Annotated in this window: 19 protein-coding genes; 9 read left to right on the forward strand and 10 right to left on the reverse strand. The window is 74.5% G+C overall.

All coding sequences use genetic code 11. From position 1 onward, the window contains the following. A complete protein-coding gene (selA, locus tag ABZ479_RS18525) occupies positions 1-1,350 on the reverse strand; it encodes an L-seryl-tRNA(Sec) selenium transferase (RefSeq protein ID WP_500462621.1) in 1,350 nt (449 codons plus the stop codon). 200 nt (positions 1,351-1,550) lie between these two features. Between selA and ABZ479_RS18530 the strand changes: the two genes are divergently transcribed. Beyond that, positions 1,551-1,871 (forward strand): MerR family transcriptional regulator, encoded by a 321-nt coding sequence (locus ABZ479_RS18530; protein ID WP_500462563.1) that lies wholly within the window; start codon positions 1,551-1,553, stop codon positions 1,869-1,871. A 228-nt stretch (positions 1,872-2,099) separates the two neighbouring features. Here the strand turns inward: ABZ479_RS18530 and nrfD are convergent, their stop codons facing one another. From nrfD to ABZ479_RS18565, 7 genes are all read right to left on the reverse strand, one after another. Next, positions 2,100-3,131, reverse strand: coding sequence for an NrfD/PsrC family molybdoenzyme membrane anchor subunit (nrfD, locus tag ABZ479_RS18535; RefSeq protein WP_500462564.1), 1,032 nt, complete (start codon positions 3,129-3,131; stop codon positions 2,100-2,102). After that, a complete protein-coding gene (locus ABZ479_RS18540) occupies positions 3,128-4,147 on the reverse strand; it encodes a 4Fe-4S dicluster domain-containing protein (RefSeq protein WP_500462565.1) in 1,020 nt (339 codons plus the stop codon). The genes nrfD and ABZ479_RS18540 overlap by 4 nt, the downstream gene beginning before the upstream one ends. Continuing rightward, on the reverse strand, positions 4,144-7,437 hold the full coding sequence (fdh, locus tag ABZ479_RS18545; protein WP_500462566.1) for a formate dehydrogenase: 3,294 nt from the start codon (positions 7,435-7,437) through the stop codon (positions 4,144-4,146). The genes ABZ479_RS18540 and fdh overlap by 4 nt, the downstream gene beginning before the upstream one ends. Positions 7,438-7,562: 125 nt before the next feature. Further along, positions 7,563-8,753 carry a cysteine desulfurase family protein gene (locus tag ABZ479_RS18550; RefSeq protein ID WP_500462567.1) on the reverse strand — a complete coding sequence of 397 codons (1,191 nt, stop codon included), beginning with the start codon at positions 8,751-8,753 and terminating at the stop codon, positions 7,563-7,565. An 85-nt stretch (positions 8,754-8,838) separates the two neighbouring features. Then, on the reverse strand, positions 8,839-9,579 hold the full coding sequence (locus ABZ479_RS18555; RefSeq protein ID WP_500462568.1) for an SDR family NAD(P)-dependent oxidoreductase: 741 nt from the start codon (positions 9,577-9,579) through the stop codon (positions 8,839-8,841). A gap of 170 nt (positions 9,580-9,749) precedes the next feature. Beyond that, a complete protein-coding gene (locus tag ABZ479_RS18560) occupies positions 9,750-10,421 on the reverse strand; it encodes an SDR family NAD(P)-dependent oxidoreductase (RefSeq protein WP_500462569.1) in 672 nt (223 codons plus the stop codon). 31 nt (positions 10,422-10,452) lie between these two features. Beyond that, on the reverse strand, positions 10,453-10,629 hold the full coding sequence (locus ABZ479_RS18565) for a hypothetical protein (RefSeq protein ID WP_500462570.1): 177 nt from the start codon (positions 10,627-10,629) through the stop codon (positions 10,453-10,455). A 227-nt stretch (positions 10,630-10,856) separates the two neighbouring features. On the opposite strand from ABZ479_RS18565, the gene ABZ479_RS18570 reads away from it, so the two are divergent. The 6 genes from ABZ479_RS18570 (at position 10,857) to ABZ479_RS18595 (ending at position 14,432) form a co-directional block, all read left to right on the forward strand. Then, complete coding sequence (locus ABZ479_RS18570) at positions 10,857-11,951, forward strand: PP2C family protein-serine/threonine phosphatase (RefSeq protein WP_500462571.1); 1,095 nt, start codon at positions 10,857-10,859, stop codon at positions 11,949-11,951. Positions 11,952-12,170: 219 nt separating this feature from the next. Next, positions 12,171-12,530, forward strand: a complete 360-nt coding sequence (locus ABZ479_RS18575; protein ID WP_500462572.1) for a DUF6204 family protein — start codon at positions 12,171-12,173, stop codon at positions 12,528-12,530. Positions 12,531-12,628: 98 nt separating this feature from the next. After that, positions 12,629-12,838, forward strand: coding sequence for an HTH domain-containing protein (locus ABZ479_RS18580; RefSeq protein WP_018557908.1), 210 nt, complete (start codon positions 12,629-12,631; stop codon positions 12,836-12,838). Between the two features lie 2 nt (positions 12,839-12,840). Continuing rightward, on the forward strand, positions 12,841-13,413 hold the full coding sequence (locus ABZ479_RS18585) for a Clp protease N-terminal domain-containing protein (protein ID WP_500462573.1): 573 nt from the start codon (positions 12,841-12,843) through the stop codon (positions 13,411-13,413). 105 nt (positions 13,414-13,518) lie between these two features. Further along, the gene (locus ABZ479_RS18590; protein ID WP_500462574.1) at positions 13,519-14,046 is read left to right on the forward strand and encodes a GNAT family N-acetyltransferase; all 528 of its coding nucleotides are present in this window, start codon (positions 13,519-13,521) and stop codon (positions 14,044-14,046) included. A 137-nt stretch (positions 14,047-14,183) separates the two neighbouring features. Further along, the gene (locus ABZ479_RS18595) at positions 14,184-14,432 is read left to right on the forward strand and encodes a UBP-type zinc finger domain-containing protein (RefSeq protein WP_499608540.1); all 249 of its coding nucleotides are present in this window, start codon (positions 14,184-14,186) and stop codon (positions 14,430-14,432) included. 28 nt (positions 14,433-14,460) lie between these two features. On the opposite strand, the gene ABZ479_RS18600 is transcribed toward ABZ479_RS18595, so the two are convergent. Together ABZ479_RS18600 and ABZ479_RS18605 are read right to left on the reverse strand one after the other, a co-directional pair. Beyond that, the gene (locus ABZ479_RS18600) at positions 14,461-16,038 is read right to left on the reverse strand and encodes a Na+/H+ antiporter (protein ID WP_500462575.1); all 1,578 of its coding nucleotides are present in this window, start codon (positions 16,036-16,038) and stop codon (positions 14,461-14,463) included. Positions 16,039-16,111: 73 nt separating this feature from the next. Next, the gene (locus ABZ479_RS18605) at positions 16,112-16,900 is read right to left on the reverse strand and encodes a FadR/GntR family transcriptional regulator (RefSeq protein ID WP_500462576.1); all 789 of its coding nucleotides are present in this window, start codon (positions 16,898-16,900) and stop codon (positions 16,112-16,114) included. A 101-nt stretch (positions 16,901-17,001) separates the two neighbouring features. Between ABZ479_RS18605 and ABZ479_RS18610 the strand changes: the two genes are divergently transcribed. Continuing rightward, the gene (locus ABZ479_RS18610) at positions 17,002-17,877 is read left to right on the forward strand and encodes a carbon-nitrogen hydrolase family protein (protein ID WP_500462577.1); all 876 of its coding nucleotides are present in this window, start codon (positions 17,002-17,004) and stop codon (positions 17,875-17,877) included. Positions 17,878-17,897: 20 nt separating this feature from the next. Beyond that, positions 17,898-19,277, forward strand: coding sequence for an APC family permease (locus ABZ479_RS18615; protein ID WP_500462578.1), 1,380 nt, complete (start codon positions 17,898-17,900; stop codon positions 19,275-19,277). Positions 19,278-19,285 lie beyond the last annotated feature (8 nt).

Here is a 19,285-nt window from a genome sequence, read left to right on the forward strand (position 1 = left end):
TCAGCCCCCGGTCCCCGGCAGGACGCCGGCCCGGCGCACGGCCACCGCCAGCTCCTCGTCCGCCTCCTCCGGCACGGCCCGCAGGTCGAGCAGGCACCGGCCGTCCTCCACGCGGGCCAGCACCGCAGGATCGGCCCGCCGCAGCAGCGCGGCGTACCCGGCGGGCAGCGACACGGCGGCGCTGGGCAGCGTGACGCCGGGCGCCCCGCCGCCGCCGACGACCGCCTGCGTGTCGCACGCCGTGCTGTCGAAGCCGTGCGCGCGCAGTTCGGCGGCGAGGCGTCCGGCGCGGTGCCGCAGCCGTGCGGGGTCGGCGTGCAGGGCCGCCCGGGTCGGGGTCTCGGGGCCGTGTACGGTCGCCTCCAGCGCCGCCAGTGTCAATTTGTCGACGCGCAGGGCGCGGGCCAGCGGATGCCGGGCGAGCCGCCGCACCAGGTCGCCGCGGCCCAGCAGCAGGCCGCACTGCGGACCCCCCAGCAACTTGTCGCCGCTCGCGGTGACCAGGGAGGCCCCCGCGCGCAGCCACCCGGTCGCGTCGGGTTCGTCCGGCAGCACCGGGTCGGGGACGAGCAGCCCCGAACCGATGTCGGCCACCACGGGCACGCCGAGCCGCGCCAGCTCCGCGACGGGCACCTCGCGGGTGAAGCCGGTGATGCGGAAGTTGGAGGGGTGCACCTTCAGGACGAACCCGGTGTCCGGCCCGACGGCCGCGGCGTAGTCCTCCGGCGAGGTCCGGTTGGTCGTCCCCACCTCGCGCAGCCGGGCGCCTGTCGAGACCAGCAGGTCGGGCAGCCGGAAACCGTCCCCGATCTCCACCAGCTCACCGCGGCTGACGACGATCTCGCGCCCCCGCGCCAGCGCCGTCGCCGCCAGCACCAGCGCCGCGGCGCCGTTGTTGACCACGTGCGCCGCCTCGGCGGCGGGCACCTGGCGCAGCAGCGCCGCCAGCGCGGACCGGCCCCTGCGGGAGCGCGCGCCGGTCTCCAGGTCCAGCTCCACGTCCGTGGTCCCGGAGGCGGCGAGCACGGCGTCCCGGGCCGCCCGCGACAGCGGGGCCCGACCGAGGTTGGTGTGCAGCAGCACCCCGGTGGCGTTGAGGACCGGACGCAGCCCCGCGGCGGTCGCCGGGAGCGCGGCGACGGCGAGTTCGGCGAGCCCGTCGACGGGCACCTCACCGGCCCGCGCCCGCTCCTGCACCCGGGCCACCGCCTCCTTCACCACGGTTCGCCCGAGCCGCTGCGCCGCCGCGGTGAGCCGGGGATCCGCCAGCAGCGCGTCCGTGCGGGGCACGTGCCTGCGTGCGTCGGCGGCGGACGGGGAGGGAGCGGTGGAGGTCTGGTCGCGGTCCATCAGCAGCACCTTCGCTCTGGCCTGGATGCTGCCCAGGGTACGGCGGCTGCGGCCCGGGGGCGCTCCCGCCACACCGGGCGCGGCGTCCCGGGGGCCCGGCATGCCGAGTCCGGGGCTCGCGGTTGCCGCAGCGGCGACTTCCACCGTCCTGACCAGGGCCGGAGGGAACGGCCCGAGGAAGCGGTCGTGAGGGAGCGGCGATGGAGTGGCCGATCGCGCAGGTCGCCCGGACCTCGCGGCACCACGACGAGACCGGACTGCTGTCGCCCGTCAGGGCGGGCAACGGAGGTCTCCGCTCCTACGGGGAGGCGCGACTCCTGCGGCCGCAGCAGATCCTCGTCCCGCGGACGCCGGGGCTCGGCCTGCCCGAGATCGGCCGGCTCCTCGCCCGGCAGGTCGACGAGGTGGAGGCGCCGCGCGGGCACCATCGGCACCTGCTCGCCGGGCGGGACCCGATCGAGGGTGCCGGTCCGCCTTCCCCGAGCACGCGGACGCGGTCGCCCGCAGGGCCGCCGCCCTGACCGCGGCCGAGATCGGCGCGGGCCGACGCGGTACCTGCCCAGGCTGAGCCCGACGCCCCGTACCGGGCGCTCACCGCGACACGCCCCGTCACCGCGGACCCGTACCGGGCCTGGCCGCCTGTCGGCGGGACGTCGACGCGGCCAGGTCGGCCAAGGCACAGCCGCGGCCTGACCTCGTGCCAACGTCCGGCGCCGGGGTGCGTCGCGCGGTGTGACCTAACCGGCAGCTCACCCCCCGCCGGGGCTCCCGTCGGCCTCGGCGCCTGCCTCGGCGCGTGCCTCGAGGCGTTCGCGCTGCGGCTTCACCACGTACGCCGGGTCCTTCGTGGACACCACGCCCGCCTCGAACGTGCCGAAACGTTGCAGCACGCTGCCCGCCATCAGGGCGAGGCCGCCCACGGCCGCCGCGGCGCGGTTGCGGCGGGCGAGGGTCAGCGCGGTGAGCGCGCCGCCGAGGGTCAGGCACTCGGAGGCCCGGCGCAGCCGGTGCGGGAGGCCGGTGGTGTAGGCCTCGGTCACCAGGCCGGGGCGGCGGTCGATGAGCCGCGCCGCGACGAGTTCGGCCGCCGCGCCGAGCACGCCGAGCCGCCGGGCGGGGCCCGCCTCGGCCACCGGGGCCAGCAGCATGCCCAGGCCCGCGCCGCTCGCCGCCGCGGAGCCGGTGAAGACGAAGGGCAGTTCGCGGCGGGCGTCGTGCCACGCCGGGACCGCCGTCTGCGACAGGAGCGTCGCCGTGTACGAGGCGACTCCCGGGGCGAGGAGGGCCGCCGACAGCCCCGCCGGGCGCGCGGCGACGCGCAGCAGCCTCCCGGGGAGTGTGCCGCGTACGCCCGCGGGCAGCACCTCGGCCGCCGCCGCCAGCGCGCTGCCGGGACTGTAGGCGACGAGGATCCAGGTGCCCACCGACATGGGCGAACTCGGCTTGGCCACCCGCAGCATGTGGAGGAAGCGTTCCGGCCGTCCGAGGTCCGCGACCAGCAGGTACATGCTCACCAACAGGGCGCCGAAGCCGCCGACCCGGCCCGCCCTGGCCAGCGCGGGCCGCCGCGTCAGGTCCGCGCCCGCCGCGAGCAGGGCCGCGCCGGCCGACAGCCCGCCGGTGAACAGGTACGCCGGGATCTTCCACTCCCACACGGGCGGCTTGAGCACCGGACGCCCGTAGTAGGAGCGGAACGTCGCCTTCGGAACCATGGGGCGCTCGCGGCTCCCGTCGTCGTCGCGGCCGCCCCGGCCACCGCGCCCGGCCCCGTCGCGGGTCACCGCCGCACCCCGCCGAGGAACACCGCGGCCGAGGCCGCCAGCAGCGCCGACGCCGCCACGCCTGCGTGCTTCCACATCGACGCCAGGTCGCGGGTGGGCACGACCGGGTCCGGCGGCAGCCCGTACACCTCCGGGTCGTCCAGCAGCAGGAAGAACGCGCCGTCCCCGCCCACCCCGTCGTCCGGGTCGCGGCCGTAGAGCTGCGCCTCGGTGACCCCGGCCTCGTGCAGCTGCGCCAGGCGCCGGTCGGCGCGCTCGCGCAGTTCGTCGAGGGGGCCGAACTGGATGGAGTCGGTGGGGCAGGCCTTGGCGCAGGCCGGTTCCAGGTCGCCCCGGAGCCGGTCGTAGCACATCGTGCACTTCCACGCCCGGCCGTCGTCGGGCCGCCGGTCGATGACGCCGTAGGGGCAGCCGGACACGCAGTAGCCGCAGCCGTTGCAGATGTCGGGCTGGACGACGACCGTGCCGAACTCGGTGCGGAACAGCGCGCCGGTGGGGCACACGTCCAGGCAGCCGGCGTGCGTGCAGTGCTTGCACACGTCGGAGGACATCAGCCAGCGGAACTCGGTGCGGGCCTCGGCGCCCGTCCCCGCGCCGGGCAGGTCGAAGGAGGGGAAGCCCAGGTCCACCGGGGCGGTGCCGAGGTCGCCGCCGCCCCGCTTGGCGACCTCCAGGGCGTCGGCCACCACCTCGGCCGTCCCTTCCGTGCTGGACGGGCCGACGGGCAGGTCGGCCAGCCCCGCGTCCTGCCGGCCGAGCGGGCGCTGCTGCTCGATGAAGGCGACGTGCCGCCACGAACTCGCGCCCAGCATCCCGGTGTTGTCGAACGACATGCCCAGCAGGTCGATGCCGTCCTCCGGGATGGCGTTCCACTCCTTGCAGGCCACCTCGCACGCCTTGCAGCCGATGCACACGGAGGTGTCGGTGAAGAAGCCCACCCGCGGCGGGTGGTCGCTGTGTCCGGCGTTCCCTGCGGGGTCCGCGAGCGGCCCGTGGAAGCTGTTGTCCTGCGTCATGACGGCTCCTCCGGCCGGTCCGGTTCGATGTGTGCCCGCTCGGCGTGGCCGCCGGCCGTCGCTATGCGGGTGCCGGTCTCCGTCGTGATGCCGGCGCGGCGGCGGTAGTCCTCGACGTACGCGAGCAGTTCGGGCCCCCGCGGGCGCCGCCCGGGCCGGACGTCGCAGGTCAGCACCTTGCTCTCCTGGATGAACACGTTCGGGTCGGCCACCACGCCGATCAGGTCGTTGACCACGTCGCCCTTGGTGAGCCCGGTCTGGCCCCAGTGGTACGGCATCCAGACCTGGTGGACGACCCGTCCGTCGACGCGCAGCGGCGCCATCCGGTCGGTCACCATCACGCGCGCGTCGACCGCGGTCCTGCTGGTGATCACATGCGCCCAGTCCAGGTGGCGCAGCCCCCGCTCGGCCGCCAGCTCCGGCGAGACCTCCACGAACAACTCCGGCTGGAGTTCCGCCAGGTAGGGCAGCTGCCGGCTCATCGCGCCCGCCGTGTGGTGCTCGGTCAGCCGGGCCGCGGTGAACACATAGGGGAACACCTCGGAGTGCGCCTCGGGCGGGGAGGGGTTGGACGGGTTGTCGGGGCGGCCGTAGACCTTGCGCACCGGGTTGCCCTGCTGGCCGTAGAGCAGGTTGCGCATCGGCGACTCGTGCGGCTCGTAGTGCGTGGGCAGCGGGCCGTCCGCGAGCCCGGTCGGGGCGAACAGCCAGCCCTTCCCGTCGCGCATCATGATGAACGGGTCGTCGCCGTCGAGCGCCTCGACGCCCGACGCGCCCCTTGGCGCCCGGTAGTCCGGCGGCTTGTGCTTCTCGAAGTCCGGGGTGTCGCGGCCGGTCCACTCACCCGCCGCCGTGTCCCACCAGACCAGCTTCTTCCGCTCGCTCCAGGGCCGTCCCTGCGGGTCGGCGGAGGCGCGGTTGTACAGCACCCTGCGGTTGAGGGGCCATGTCCAGCCCCATTCGGCGTCGTACGGGCCCGTCTCGAAGCGGGAGGTCCGGCGCCGGGACTGGTTGGTCTCGTTCGCGTAGACGCCGCTGTAGATCCAGCAGCCGCAGGCGGTGGTGCCGTCGGCCTTCAGGTCGAGGTAGCCGTCGACCGTCCGGCCGGTGCGCAGGTCGATGCCGTTGATGTGGCGCAGCACGTCCGCCGCGGAAGGCTCCTCGCCCTCCGTCTCGTAGTCCCAGGCCAGGTCCAGCAGGGGTCGGTCGCGCTCGTCGGCCGAACCGGCCAGCTTCTCCTTCAGCAGCACGCCCAGCCGGTGGAAGAACCACAGCTCCGACCGCTGGTCCCCGGACGGTTCGACCGCCTGGTCGCGCCACTGGAGCATGCGCTGCGTCTGCGTGAAGGTGCCCGCCTTCTCCACGTGCGAGGCCGCGGGGAAGAAGAACACCTCGGTGCGGCACTCCTCGGTGACGATCTCCCCGGTCTCGATCTCCGGCGCGTCCTTCCAGAAGGTGGCGCTCTCGATCATGGTGAGGTCGCGCACGACCAGCCAGTCGAGGTTCGCCATGCCCAGGCGCTGCAGCCGGCCGTGCGCCGAGCCGACCGCGGGGTTCTGCCCGAGCAGGAAGTAGCCGAAGACCTTGCCGCCGTCGACCATGTCCATCACGGTGCGGTAGGTGCCGTGGTCGCCGTTGATCCGGGGCAGGTAGTCGAAGCAGTAGTCGTTCTCCGCCGTCGCGGCGTCGCCCCAGTACTCCTTGAGCAGCGAGACGGTGTACGCGTCGGCGGCGCCCCAGAAGCCCTTCTGCCCCCGGCCGCGGACCCCGTCCAGGTAGGTGGCCAGGTCCTCGTGGGTGATGTCGGGCATCGGCAGGTAGCCCGGCAGCAGGTTGAAGAGGGTGGGCACGTCCGTGGAGCCCTGGATGCTGGCGTGGCCCCGCAGGGCGAAGATCCCGCCGCCCGGGCGGCCGATGTTGCCCAGCAGCAGCTGGATGATCGACGCGGCCCGGATGTACTGGACGCCCACCGAGTGCTGGGTCCATCCGACGCTGTACACCAGCGCGGCGGTGCGCTCCCGGCCGGAGTTCTCCGTCCAGGCGCGGCAGACCTCCAGGAAGAGCGGTTGCGGCACCCCGCAGATCCGCTCCACCATCTCGGGGGTGTAGCGGGAGAAGTGCCGCTTGAGCACCTGGAACACGCAGCGCGGGTGCTCCAGTGTGGGGTCGGACTCGATCCCGCCCTCGGCCCCCTCGATGAACGGGCCGCCCGCGCCGTGCTGGAAGGGGGCGGACACCTCCTTCAGGTGGTGCCCGGGCCGCTCCTCCACGGGGACGCTCGCGTAGGTCCAGCTCGACGCGTCGTACGCGGCGGTGTGCGGGTCGTAGCCGCTGAACAGCCCGTCCAGGTCCTCGGTGTCCTGGTAGCGCTCGCTCAGCAGGAAGGGCGCGTTGGTGTACGCCTCCACGTACTCCCGGAAGTCCAGGCCGTGCGTGAGGATGTGGTTGATCACGCCGCCGAGGAACGCGATGTCGGTGCCGGCCCGGATGGTGACGTGCTGGTCCGCGAGCGCGCTCGTCCGCGTGAACCGCGGGTCGATGTGGATGACCCTGGCGCCGCGCGCCTTGGCCTCCATGACCCACTGGAACCCGACCGGATGGGCCTCGGCCATGTTGGAGCCCATGATGACGATGCAGTCGGAGTTGATCAGGTCCTGCTGGTAGTCCGTGGCGCCGCCACGTCCGAACGAGGCTCCCAGACCGGGAACCGTGGCGGAGTGTCAAATACGCGCCTGGTTCTCGATCTGCAGGGCGCCGAGGGCGGTGAACAACTTCTTGATGAGGTAGTTCTCCTCGTTGTCCAGCGTCGCCCCGCCCAGACTGGCCAGGCCCATGGTTCGGCGCAGCTGCCGCCCGTCCTCGTCGGTGTCCTGCCAGCCCTTGCGCCGTGCGTCGAGCACCCGGTCGGTGACCATGTCCATGGCCGTGTCCAGGTCGAGTTCCTGCCAGGCGGTGCCGTACGGCGGGCGGTAGAGCACCCGCTGCTCCCGCTGCGGGCCGGTGACGAGCTGCTTGCTGGCCGAGCCCTTGGGGCACAGGCGGCCGCGCGAGATGGGACTGTCCGGGTTGCCCTCGATCTGGACGACCTCGCCGTCCTTGACGAAGACGCGCTGCGCGCAGCCCACGGCGCAGTAGGGGCACACCGAGCCGACCACCTGGTCGGCGCTGTCCGTACGGGACCCGAGCCCGGCCGAGCGGGCCGACTGCGCGGCCTTGCCCCGGCCCAGCGGGTCCGTACCGGTGAGCTGCCGGTACACCGGCCAGGCGTCGATCCACCGTTTCACGCCCATCCGCCTGCTCCTTCGTGCGGTGGTCCCACCTGCTGTCGACGCTACCGGGCGGGGGGCGGCCCGCAAGTCCGGCGGCGACGCGCCCGGCGGGCGCGGTCAGGCGGGGCCGGCGCGGTCAGGCGGGGTCAGGCGGGGGAGCCGGAGCGCGCGGCGAGGGCGCGGGCGGCCGAGGTGAGCAGCGCGGCCGCCAGGTCGACGTCGTTCGCGGTGGTCCAGCGGCCGACCGACAGCCGTACGGCGCTCAGGGCGCGGTCGTCGTCCAGGCCCATGGCCCGCAGGACGGGGGAGGGTGCGCGGCTGCCGCTGTGGCAGGCGGAACCGGTGGAGGCCGCGATCCGGGGCACCGCGGCGAGCAGCTCGTGGCCGGGGACGCCGTCGACGGCGACGTTCAGCGTGGTGGGCAGGCGGTGGCGGGCGGACCCGTTGAGGTGGACCCGCCCCGGCAGCGCCCGGGTCAGGGCCCCGTACAGCCGGTCGCGGAGGGCCGCGGTGCGCTCGCCCGCGCCGCCGGCGAGGTCCGCGGCCGCCAGCCCGGCGGCCTCCCCCAGGGCCACGGCGAGTGCGACGTTCTCGGTGCCGGCCCGCAGCCCGCCCTCCTGCCCGCCCCCGTACACCAGGGGCTCCAGGCGCAGCCCCGGGCGCACGTACAGGGCGGCGATCCCCTTCGGGGCGTACATCTTGTGCCCCACCACCGTCAGCAGGTCCACCCCGAGCGCGGCCACGTCCAGCGGGACCTTCCCGGCGGCCTGGGCGGCGTCGCAGTGGAAGAGGGCGCCCCGCGCGCGGGCCAGCCGGGCGAGTTCCGCCACGGGCTGCAGCGTGCCGGTCTCGTTGTTGGCCGCCATGACGGAGACGAGCACGGTGTCCGGGGTCAGGGCGGCGGCCAGCACGGCCGGGTCCAGACGGCCCTCCCGGTCCACCGGCAGGCAGGTCACCCGCACCCCGTGCAGCCGCCCCAGCGCGCGGCACGTCTCCAGCACCGAGGGATGCTCGGTGACCTGGGTGATCACCCGCGGACGGTCGGCACCGGCGGCGAGCACCGTGCCACGCAGCGCCAGGTTGTTCGCCTCGGACCCGGACCCGGTGAACACGATCCCCTCCGCCGTCGCCCCGATGAGCGCCGCGACCAGGCGGCGGGCCCGCGCGAGCGCCGCGGCGGGCTCCGCCGCCCAGGTGTGCCCACTGGAGGGGTTGCCGAACCCGGTCGTGAGGCAGGGGCCCATCGCCTCCACGACCCTCGGGTCGACGGGGGTGGTGGCGTTGTGGTCGAGGTAGACGGTGTTCCCGTCGAGGCCGGGATGCGGCGGCACCTTCACGGGGCGGGTCCCTTTCGTTTCTCCGGAGCGGACGCGGACGCGGACACGGACGCGGGCGGGTGCGGCGGGCCGGCGGCCCCCGCCGTCAGCCGATCGCCCGCTGCCCGCCGTACACGTCGAGGACGGCGCCGGTGATGTAGCCGGCGCGGTCCGAGGCCAGGAAGACGACCGCCTCGACGATCTCGTCGAGCTCGGCCACCCGGTCCAGGACGGTGCCGTGCGCGACGGTCGCCAGCGCGTCCTCGCCCATCTCCGCCGTGCCGGGGGTGCGGACCGGGCCGGAGGCCACGGCGTTCACCCGCACCCCGCGCGCCCCGAACTCGTCGGCCCACACGCGGGTCATCAGCTCCAGCGCCGCTTTGGACGCCCCGTAGACGGCGCCCCGCCGCGCCGGGACGCGCGCCGCCAGGGTGCTCAGGTTGACGACCGCACCGCGGCCCCGCGCGGCCATGGCCGGTACGAGGGCCCCGACCAGCAGCATGGGCGCCCGGGCGTTGACCGCCATGTGGAGGTCGAACATCTCGGCCGTGGAGTCGGCGGCGCCCGCGAACCGGTAGACGCCCGCGTTGTTGACCAGCACGTCCACCGCGCACGCCGCCTCGGCGAGGCGCAGCACGTCACGGGGGTCGGACAGGTCGGCGGCGACGAACCGGGCCCGCCCGCCCGCGTCCTCCGCCTCCGCCACGACCCGCGCACCGCGCCCCGGGTCCCGTCCGTGGACGACGACCTCGGCGCCCAGCGCCGCCAGCCGCAGCGCGACCCCCCGCCCGATCCCTGCGGTGGCCCCGGTGACGAGGGCGGTGGATCCGGAGAACTCCTGGTGCACGGCTGGCTCCTCGGGGCGGCGCGATCCACGGACCCGCACGGTCCGTGTCCGCGCTGGTTGTCTACCTCACGTACGGTCACCCCCGAAGTCGGCTCGCCGCCGCGGCGGCCGTTCGGGGCGGCGTCCGTCCCGCGTCCCCTCCCGCGCCTCCGGGACGCCGCGCCGCTCCTTCAGGTTCCTGCTTCCGGCGGGACCGAGAAGTGCCGGAACCCCCTGCGGTCCCGGTGCGCCGACCACAGGGCGGCCGCCAGTACGGCGGGATCGTTCCTGGGATGCCCAGCGGCGATGACGCCCGGCACGATCAGCTGCGCGACGTGGATGTCCTCGGCGGCCAGCGTGTCGTGCAGCATCCGGGCGTAGGCGCTCTCCGCCGCGAACGCCACGGAGGTCCCCGCGCGGGTGGGCAGCGGGCGCACCGCGCTGCCGTCGTTGACGAAGAGGATCGTGCCGCGTCCCAGGAAGCGCATGTCGGGCAGCACCGCGTGGACGGCGGTGACCGCGCCGTACAGGGAGAACTCCAGGGGCCCCGCGAAGTCGGCGGCGGTCGTCTCCAGGAGGGGCCTCATGAAGTCCCTGTGCGGCACCGGACTGTACTGCAGCACCTCGATCGGCCCGAGCGCGGCCGCGGCGGCGTCCAGCGCGGCGCCGAGGCCGAGCGGGTCGCGGACGTCGGCCGCGAACCCCTGCGCGTTGACGCCGTCCTTGTCCAGCGCGGCCGCGAGGGTGTCCAGACGGTCCTGGTCCCGGGCGACGAGCGCCACGTCGAAGCCGTCGCTGCCGAACTGGCGCGCCACCGCGGCGCCCAGGCCGCGCCCCGCACCGACGATGACCATGGTCGTCATGTCCGTCCCGTGTTCCGCTGCGCGGCCGCGCTCAGCGCGGGACGCGTTCGAGCGTCGCGGCGCGCGCGGTGCCGGCCACCACGGGCTCGGCGCGGACCGCCTGGACGGTGGTGGGCGGGCCCAGGGTGCCGGGGTCGCGCCGGGGCGCGACGGAGAGCTCGCAGGCGTGCTCGATGCGGTCCAGTTCGTCCTTCGTCCACGTCGTCATCGGCGCGACTCCTCAGCGGTGTCGGGAACCAGTTCCGTGCGTCCTGCCGCAATGATCGACATTTTCGGCCCCGGCCTGAAGCCGCGTGGGCCAGACGGGTCCACGGCCCGGCGCCCGGCGGGGCACCGTGGGGGGCCGGTTCACTCCGGGGGAGGGCCTGAGGTGGCCGCGGGGGCGATTGCCGGGGAGCGTGAGGGGATCGCCAGCGGGAGAGACCGGGAGGGTGCGTGGGGAGGGCCGATGACGAGGGCTTCGGCGGCGCCGCCGACGTGGCCTGGTACATCCGCCTGCTCCCGGTCGTGGTGCTGGTTGGGGGCTTCTGCGTGGACCTCATCACCCCGACGATGTACACGAGCGCCGCCTTCTACTCCGTCGCCCCGGTGCTCGCGGCGCCGCTCCTGTCGATGCGGGCGACCATGGTGGTCGGCCTGGCGGCGATCACCGCGGACACCTGGATCCTGGCCCACTTCGGGCGGCTGCGGGGGCTGAGCGGGATGAGCGAGCTGCTGACCGTCTCGCTGGTCGCCGTGGTCGCGGTGTTCATCAACCGGCTGCTGGAGGCACGCGAGTCCCGGTTGCGTTCCGCCCGCTCGGTCACCGCGACCGTGCAGCGCGCGGTGCTCCCCGAACCGCCCGCGCGCGTCGGCGACCTGAGGATCGCGGCGCGCTACGTGGCCGCCGAGGAGGAGGCCGAGATCGGCGGGGACCTCTACGCGGTCCAGGACACCCCGTACGGGCTGCGTTGCGTCGTGGGGGACGTGCGGGGCAAGGGCCTGGACGCCGTGGAGGCGGCGACGCTCGTCCTCGGGAGCTTCCGGATGGCGGCCGACGAGCAGGCGACCCTCGCGGACGTGGCGCGGCAGATGCTGCGGGCCCTGATGCGGGAGGTCGGCCGGCGGGAGGACGGCGAGCGGCTGGAGTGGTTCGCCACCGCGGTGCTGGCCGAGTTCCCGCACGGAGGCGACCACGTCCGGCTGGTGAACCTCGGCCACCCGGCGCCGCTGCTGCTGCGGGGCGGACGGGTGCGCGCGGCCGATCCGTCGGAGAGCGGGCTGCTCCTGGTGGAGGGGCTGGGGGAGGCGGACGCGGTGGTGGACACGGTGCCGTTCCCCGCGGGTTCGACGTTGCTGCTGTGCACCGACGGCGTCACCGAGGCCCGCGACGCCAAGGGCCGCTTCTACGACCTGGCGGGACGGCTGGCGGGGGTGCGGCGCGGAGGTCCGGCCGAACTGCTGGACGCGCTGCTCGAGGACGTGCACCGGCACGCGGGCGGGCCGACCGACGACGACATGGCGCTCCTCGCGGTGACCCGGGACCGCTAGGCGTATTGCGCTGTGAGGTCGCCGGCTCCCGGGCGGCTCCTCGGTCCGCGCGCCTTCGGGGGTCGGCGCATGGCGGCCGACATGCGGTCACCCGGCCACGGACCGAGGCGGCGCCCTGGCGTCCACCCCCGGGGTGTCGTCTGCCCGGTGGGCGCGGGGCCGGGGCGGCCCGGGGAAATGCGGTGGAGCGGAACGGAACGCGCTGTCTAGGGTCGGCGCATGAGTACCCGCACCTTCCGCGTCACCGTCCGCGGCGTCTTCGACGGACTCACCGCCGAGCAGCGCGCCGAACTCCTCGCCCAGGCAGCGGAACACGACGTCCTGCGCGCCGCCTTCACCCCCGAGGGCCACCTCACCTACGACATCGCCGCACGGCCCGCCTTCACCTTCCGGTTCCTCGACTCCGGGGAGGCGGAGGAGGACATCCTGGAGGCCGCCGAACGCGCCGAGGCGGCGGCCCGGACCTGGCTGGGCGAGCGCGGGTACGGCCACAAGAACCTCAGGTCCCAGGCCGAGGACCTCTCCCAGGCGCCGCTGGGCAAGCGGCAGCGCCGGGCCGCCGCGCAGGGCGGCGCCTGACACCCCGGCCCCGGCCACCCCGATCCGCGGCCCGGCCCGCGGCCCCGGTCGTCAACTCGGGTTGACACGTCCGTGTCTGTCAACGTAAATTGACAGGCATGACCGAGGCAACCGATCTCGCCGAGCGGGCGGGTGACCGCGACCCGAGGGTCGGGCTGCGGGCCGTCGCCGCGCTGCGGCGGCTGCTGGAGCAGCTGGAGACCGTACAAGTCAGGAGCGCGCGGGCGCAGGGGTGGTCGTGGCAGGAGATCGCCCACGAACTCGGCGTCAGCAGGCAGGCCGTGCACAAGAAGTACGGGAGGCATTGAGGATGTTCGAGAGGTTCACCAAGAGCGCGCGCGAAGTCGTCGAGGGCGCGGTCGGGCACGCCGAACGCGCCGCCGACCCGGCGGTCACCGAGGACCACCTGCTGCTGTCGCTGCTCGACCGGCGCGGCACCCGGGCCTCCGCGGCCCTGGCCGCACTGGGTGTCGACCGGCGCCGTGAGGCCCTGGAGGCGGCGCTGGGGGAGAGCCGCCGGCGCGGCGGGGTCTCGCGGGCCGATGCCGCGGCGCTGGCCGGACTCGGCATCGACGTCGCCGAGATCGTCGCCCGCGTGGAGGACGCGCACGGCTCCGGCGCCCTCGCCGCCGGCTCCGGGCCGCGGCGCCGGCGGCCCTCGGGTCGGCGGCCGTTCGGCCGCGGCGCCAAGGGCGTGCTGGAACGTTCCCTGCGGTCCGCGGTGGCCCGCGGCGACCGCCACATCGGTGACGAGCACATCCTGCTGGCCCTGACGGTCGGCCCCGGCGTGGTCGCGGACGTCCTGGCCGAGCACGGGGCCTCGTGGGCCGACGTCGAGCGCGTGCTCGCCGCGGAGGGCGGAGGACGGGCCGAGGCGAGCTGAACGCCCGCCCGGCGGCGGGTAATCCGGTTGATCGGTCCCCGACGGAGGTGTTAACCCTGTCGGGTTCCACGACCACGATCACGACGACCCGGAGGGGGCCGCCCCATGGTGCCCGGACGACTGGTGACACTGCGCCCGATGGAGCCCTCGGACGCCGAGGCGCTGTGGCGCTGGAACCACGACCCCGAGGTCATGCGCTGGATGGACGACGGTTACGCCCAGCCCCTCGCCCAGGTGAGGAAGCGCATGGAGGAGCGGCCCCGCAACGCCTACGGCGACGTGCTCCACGGCATCCAGGTGCGGGAGGACGGCCGGCTCATCGGCCTGGTGCGGCTGCGTGACGCCGAGCCCGAGACCGGCTGCGCCGAACTCGACATCTACATCGGCGAGAAGGAGTACTGGGGCCGCGGCTACGCCACCGACGCCATGCGGGCCATGTGCCGCTACGGCTTCGAGAAGATGCGCCTGCACAAGATCTCGCTCACCGTCGTCACCGAGAACGAGGCGGCGCACCACGTCTACCGGAAGGTCGGCTTCGTCGACGAGGGCCGGCTGCGGCAGGTCTTCCGGCGCGACGGCCGGTGGTACGACATGTTCACCATGGGCCTCCTGGAGGGCGAACTCCGCGACTGACCCCCGGCGGCACCCGCGTGCGCCCGCCCCGGCCGCTGATCGCGCCGGGCAGCGGGTTGACGTAGCCTGGGGCGTCCGGCAGCAGCGATCCGCAGAAGGCGCAGGTGGCCCGCGTGACAACAGCAGCGTGTACCGATCTGGAGCAGGCCCCGGCCGACGTCGCGGCCGCGCCGCCGGAGGACGGCTGCGCCGACTGCCTGGCCGCCGGACACCGCGACTGGGTCCATCTGCGGCTGTGCCTGAGCTGCGGCCACGTCGGATGCTGCGACAGCTCCCCGGGGCGGCACGCCACCGCGCACTACGGGGCCACCGGTCACCCGGTGATCCGCTCCTACCAGCCGGGCGAGACCTGGCGCTGGTGCTTCGTCCACGAGTCCATGGGCTGAGGCCGGGGCCCCGTCCCTCCGTCCGGCGCTATTCGCGCTGCAGCGCCGCCTCCTCCAGGTCCAGTTCGCGCATGACGTGGCGCAGCACCTCGTCGTCGATGAGCCGTTCGTCGCGGAAGCGCACGAACTCCTGCCGCTCGGCGTCGAGCATGGCGCGGCGCAGCCGCCGGTAGGCCACGCTCGGCGGCTCGGCGCCCCCGCCGGTCGGGCCGCCCAGCCGTTCCCAGGCGGCGTTGCGGCGGGCCTCCGCGGTCTGCCGCAGGGTCTCCAGCACGGCCTGGTGGGAGCCCTTGTCCCCGGCCAGCTCCTCCAGGCGCGCCAGTGCCGCCCGGGCGGCACTGTGCTGGGCGTTCGCCTCGGCCAGGGCGTCCTCGTACGCCTCCTTGTTGCAGATGCCGAGCCGCCGGATGAGCGGGGGCAGCGTCATCCCGTGCAGCAGCAGCGTGCCGACGGTGACGAAGAAGGTCAGGAACAGGATCTCGTCGCGCCCGGGGAACGGCGCGCCGCTGTCGGTGGTCTCCGGCAGCGCGAAGGCCGCGGCCAGCGAGACCACACCGCGCATGCCCGCCCAGGAGAGGACGACCGGGTACTGCCACGGGGGATAGGGGTCGCGGGCCCGGATCCGCGGGAACATCAGCCGTGGCAGGTAGGTCGCGGGGTAGACCCACACGGCGCGCGCCAGGACGGTCACCGCCGTCAGCGCGGCACCGGCCGCGACCAGTTGCCACACGCCCGTGTCGACCGTGTCGACGATGCCCCGCACCTGCAGGCCGATCAACGCGAAGACGAGGGCCTCCAGCACGGTGTCGAGGGCGCTCCACACCGCGTACACCTGCAGCCGGGAGGTCGCCTCCGTGTCGGGGGAGCGGTGTCCCAGGTAGAGCCCGGCCACGACCACGGCCAGCACTCCCGACGTGTGCGCCTCCTCGCCGACGAGGTAGGCGAGGAACGGCACGAGCAGCCCGAGCGCGCTGGCCAGGTCCCCGGGCAGGAACCGGTGCCCGAGGCGGGCCAGCCAGCCGATCGCCAGACCGATCAGCGAGCCCCCCACCGCCGCCATCAGGAAGACCCCGACGCCCTGCAGCAGCGTGTAGCCGGCGCCGGCCACGGACGCGACGGCCACGCGGTAGGCCGTGAGCGCGGTCGCGTCGTTCACCAGGCTCTCGCCGCCGAGCACGGTCAGCAGCCGGCGCGGCAGGCCCAGCCGGCGTCCGATGGAGGTCGCAGCGACCGCGTCGGGCGGCGACAGGACCGCGCCGAGCACCAGCGCCGAGCCCAGCGGCAGCCCCGGCACCAGCCAGGACGCCGCGTAGCCGATCACCACCGTGGTGAACAGCACCAGCCCCACGGCCAGCAGCCCGATGGGGCGCAGGTTGTCCCGGAAGCGCAGGTAGGAACTCTCCCGTGCCGAGGAGTACAGCAGCGGGGGCAGGACCAGCACCATCACCAGTTCGGGCTCGATGGCGTAGGCGGGGATCCCCGGCACGAAGGACGCGCACAGGCCGACGGCGACCAGCAGCAGCGGGGGCGACACCCCCAGCCGGCGGGCGACGGCGGTGACCAGCACCGCACCGGCCATGAGCGTGACGAGCGCCAGCCCCTCCACGGACGTCTCCTCCACCCCTGTGGCGGCGGGCGCCGCACGTGTGGCTCGACTGTACTGGCGACGCGGCCGGCTCTCAGCCCTCGGTGGTGGCCGGTCCGGGTACGGCGTCGGGGAGGCCGATGAACATCGTCCGGTGCAGTACCCGGACGTGGCCCTCGGCGACCGCGGCCGCCGCGGCGCGGTCACCGCGGCGCAGGGCGCGGACCAGCTCGCGGTGCTCGGCGTTGGAGGCGCGCAGCGCGTCGAGCGGGTAGGGCAGGTAGTAGCGGTAGAGCTCGCGGACGACGGCCGCGTAGGGGACGACGACCGACGGCGTCCCGGTGGCGGACGCGACCGCGAGGTGGAACTCCTCGTCGTGGCGGTGGAACTCGGCCCAGCTGGTCACCCGGTCCATCAGGTCGACCAGGCCCTCCAGTTCGCGCAGCGCGGCGTCGTCGGCGTGGCCGGCGGCGAGGTGGGCGATGCCGCACTCCAGCACCAGCCGGTGGTCGATCAGCCGGCGCACCGCGTCGGTGTCCGAGCGGTAGCTGCCCACCGCGCTGACCGAGCCCTTCGCCGGGTGCCGGGCGACCAGCGTGCCGCCGTTGCGGCCGCGGCGGCGCTCCAGCAGCCCGTCGTCGCACAGCGCCACCAGGGCCCGGCGCACCGTGATCTCGCCGACGTCCAGTGCCGCGGCGATCTCCGCCGCAGCGGGCAGCCGCTCCCCGGGGGCGAGCAGGCCCAGGTCGACGGCCATGGCTATGCGGGCGCGCACGGTGTCGAGCGCGGACAGCCGGCGGATGCCGCCCAGGGCCGGGGTGCTCAGCGGCGGGCCGGCGGCGAGGGGCGCGGCCTGGCCGGTCCGCTTCTCCGTGTCGGGCATGGGACCGACTGTAGTACCGGAAAACATCTCACCTTGAGCACTCTTGTTTATCTGATCAGAATGCTCTAATTTCCACAGCACTCGAACGAAGCAGGTGAACCATGTCCCGACCCCTTCCCGTGACCCTCGCCCAGGCCGGGCCGCGCCCGGCGGGGGCGCCGGTCTCCGGCTTCGCGGACGAGGCCGGGACGCTGCTGGCACGCTTCCCGCAGACCCGGCTGATGGCCTTCCCCGAGCTGCACCTGTTCGGCGTGGACGGGGGCCCGGAGGGCGCCGAGCGGCGACTGCGGGAGTCCGCGGAGCCGCTGGACGGACGCCTCGTACGGGAGCTCGGCGAGATCGCCGGGGACCTGGGCGTCTGGCTGCTGCCCGGCAGCATCTGCGAACGCGGCCCGGACGGCGAGCTGTTCAACACGGCGCTCGCCTTCTCCCCCGAGGGGCGGCTCGCCGCGCACTACCGCAAGGTCTTCCCCTGGCGGCCCCGCGAGCCCTACACGCCGGGCGACCGGTTCGTGGTCTTCGACGTCCCCGGGGCCGGCCGCGTCGGCTTCTCCATCTGCTACGACGCCTGGTTCCCCGAGGTCGCCCGGCACCTGGCCTGGATGGGCGCCGAGGTCATCGTCAACCCCGTCATGACGACGACCGGCGACCGCGCCCAGGAACTCGTCCTGGCCCGCGCCAACGCCATCACCAACCAGGTCTACGTGGTCAGCGTCAACACGGCCGGTCCGCAGGGCACCGGCCGCAGCCTCGTCGTCGACCCCGAGGGGCGCGTGCGCACCGAGGCGCCCGACAGCTCCGCCACCGCGCTCACCGACGTCCTGGACCTCGACGACGTCACCCGGGTGCGCACCTACGGGACGGCCGGCCTCAACCGCATGTGGTCCCAGTTCACCGACACCGACCGCCCCCTCGAACTCCCCCTGTACGACGGGCGCATAGACCCTCGCAGCTGGCGCCCCGCCTGCCGCGGCTGACCCATCCCCGGAGCCCCACGATGACCGACAACGCCGCGCGCTCCGCCACCACGGCCCCCGCGCTGTCCCGCACCCTCGGACTCAGAGCCGTCGTCTCCTTCGGCCTGGCCTACATGACCCCGCTGATCGTGCTCGGCACCTTCGGCGTCGTCGCCGAGAAGACCGGCGGCGCGGTGCCCACCGCGTACGCCCTGGCGCTCGTCGCCATGCTCTTCACCGCCTACAGCTACGGGAAGATGGCAGCCGAGCACCCCGTCGCCGGCTCCGCCTACACCTACGTGCGGCGCTCCATCGACGGGCGGGCCGGCTTCCTCGTCGGCTGGGCGACCCTCCTGGACTACTTCTTCCTGCCGATGGTCATCTGGCTGATCGGCGGCGCCTACCTCCAGGCCGAGTGGCCCGGGGTGCCGATGTGGGTGTGGATCCTCGCCTTCGTCCTCACCACCACCGCGCTCAACCTGCTCGGCATCCAGGCCGCGGACCGGGCCAACTCCCTGCTGATGGCGTTCCAGGTCCTGGTCATCGCCATCTTCGCGCTGCTCTCGCTGCGGCACGTCTTCCACGCCGACGGCGCCGGCGGGCTGCTGAGCGCGTCGCCGTTCCACAACGACGCCACCACGCTGGCCGGGATCTCCGGCGGCGCGGCCATCGCGGCGTACTCCTTCCTCGGCTTCGACGCCGTCACCACGCTCACCGAGGAGACCGTCGAGCCCCGCAGGACCATGCCGCGCGCCATCATGCTCACCGCACTCATCGGCGGCGGCATCTTCATCGTGCTCGCCTACACCACCCAGCTCGCCCATCCGGGCAGCGACTTCGACGACCCCAGCTCCGCCGCCTTCGAGATCGCCAGGACCATCGGCGGCGACCTCTTTTCGTCGGTGTTCCTCGCGGGCCTCGTCGTCGCCCAGTTCGCCTCCGGCGTCGCCGCCCAGGCCAGCACCTCGCGCCTGCTCTACGCCATGGGCCGCGACGACGTGCTGCCCCGCAAGGTCTTCGGCTACATCCACCCCCGCCACCTGACGCCGGCCTTCAACATCCTGCTGACCGGCCTGGTCGGCCTCGTCGCCCTCCGCCTGGACGTCGCCACCTCCACGTCCTTCATCAACTTCGGCGCCTTCACCGCCTTCACCTTCGTCAACCTCAGCGTGATCGCGACCTTCCTGCGCAAGCGCCGCGCGGGCGAGCCCGCCGGTGTCCTCGCCTGGGCCGTCGTCCCGGCCGTCGGCGCCCTGATCGACCTCTGGCTCCTGCTCCACCTCGACGGCAAGGCACTCACCCTCGGCGTCATCTGGCTCGCCCTCGGCGTCGCCTACCTCGCCTACCTGACGCGCGGCTTCCGCACCCCGCCGCCCGAGCTCACCTTCGACGAGCGGCACGGCACCCCGGGCTCCGCGTGACGCGGTGG

Origin of the sequence: Streptomyces sp. NPDC005722 (assembly GCF_040630935.1) — a bacterium.
Classification (GTDB): domain Bacteria; phylum Actinomycetota; class Actinomycetes; order Streptomycetales; family Streptomycetaceae; genus Actinacidiphila.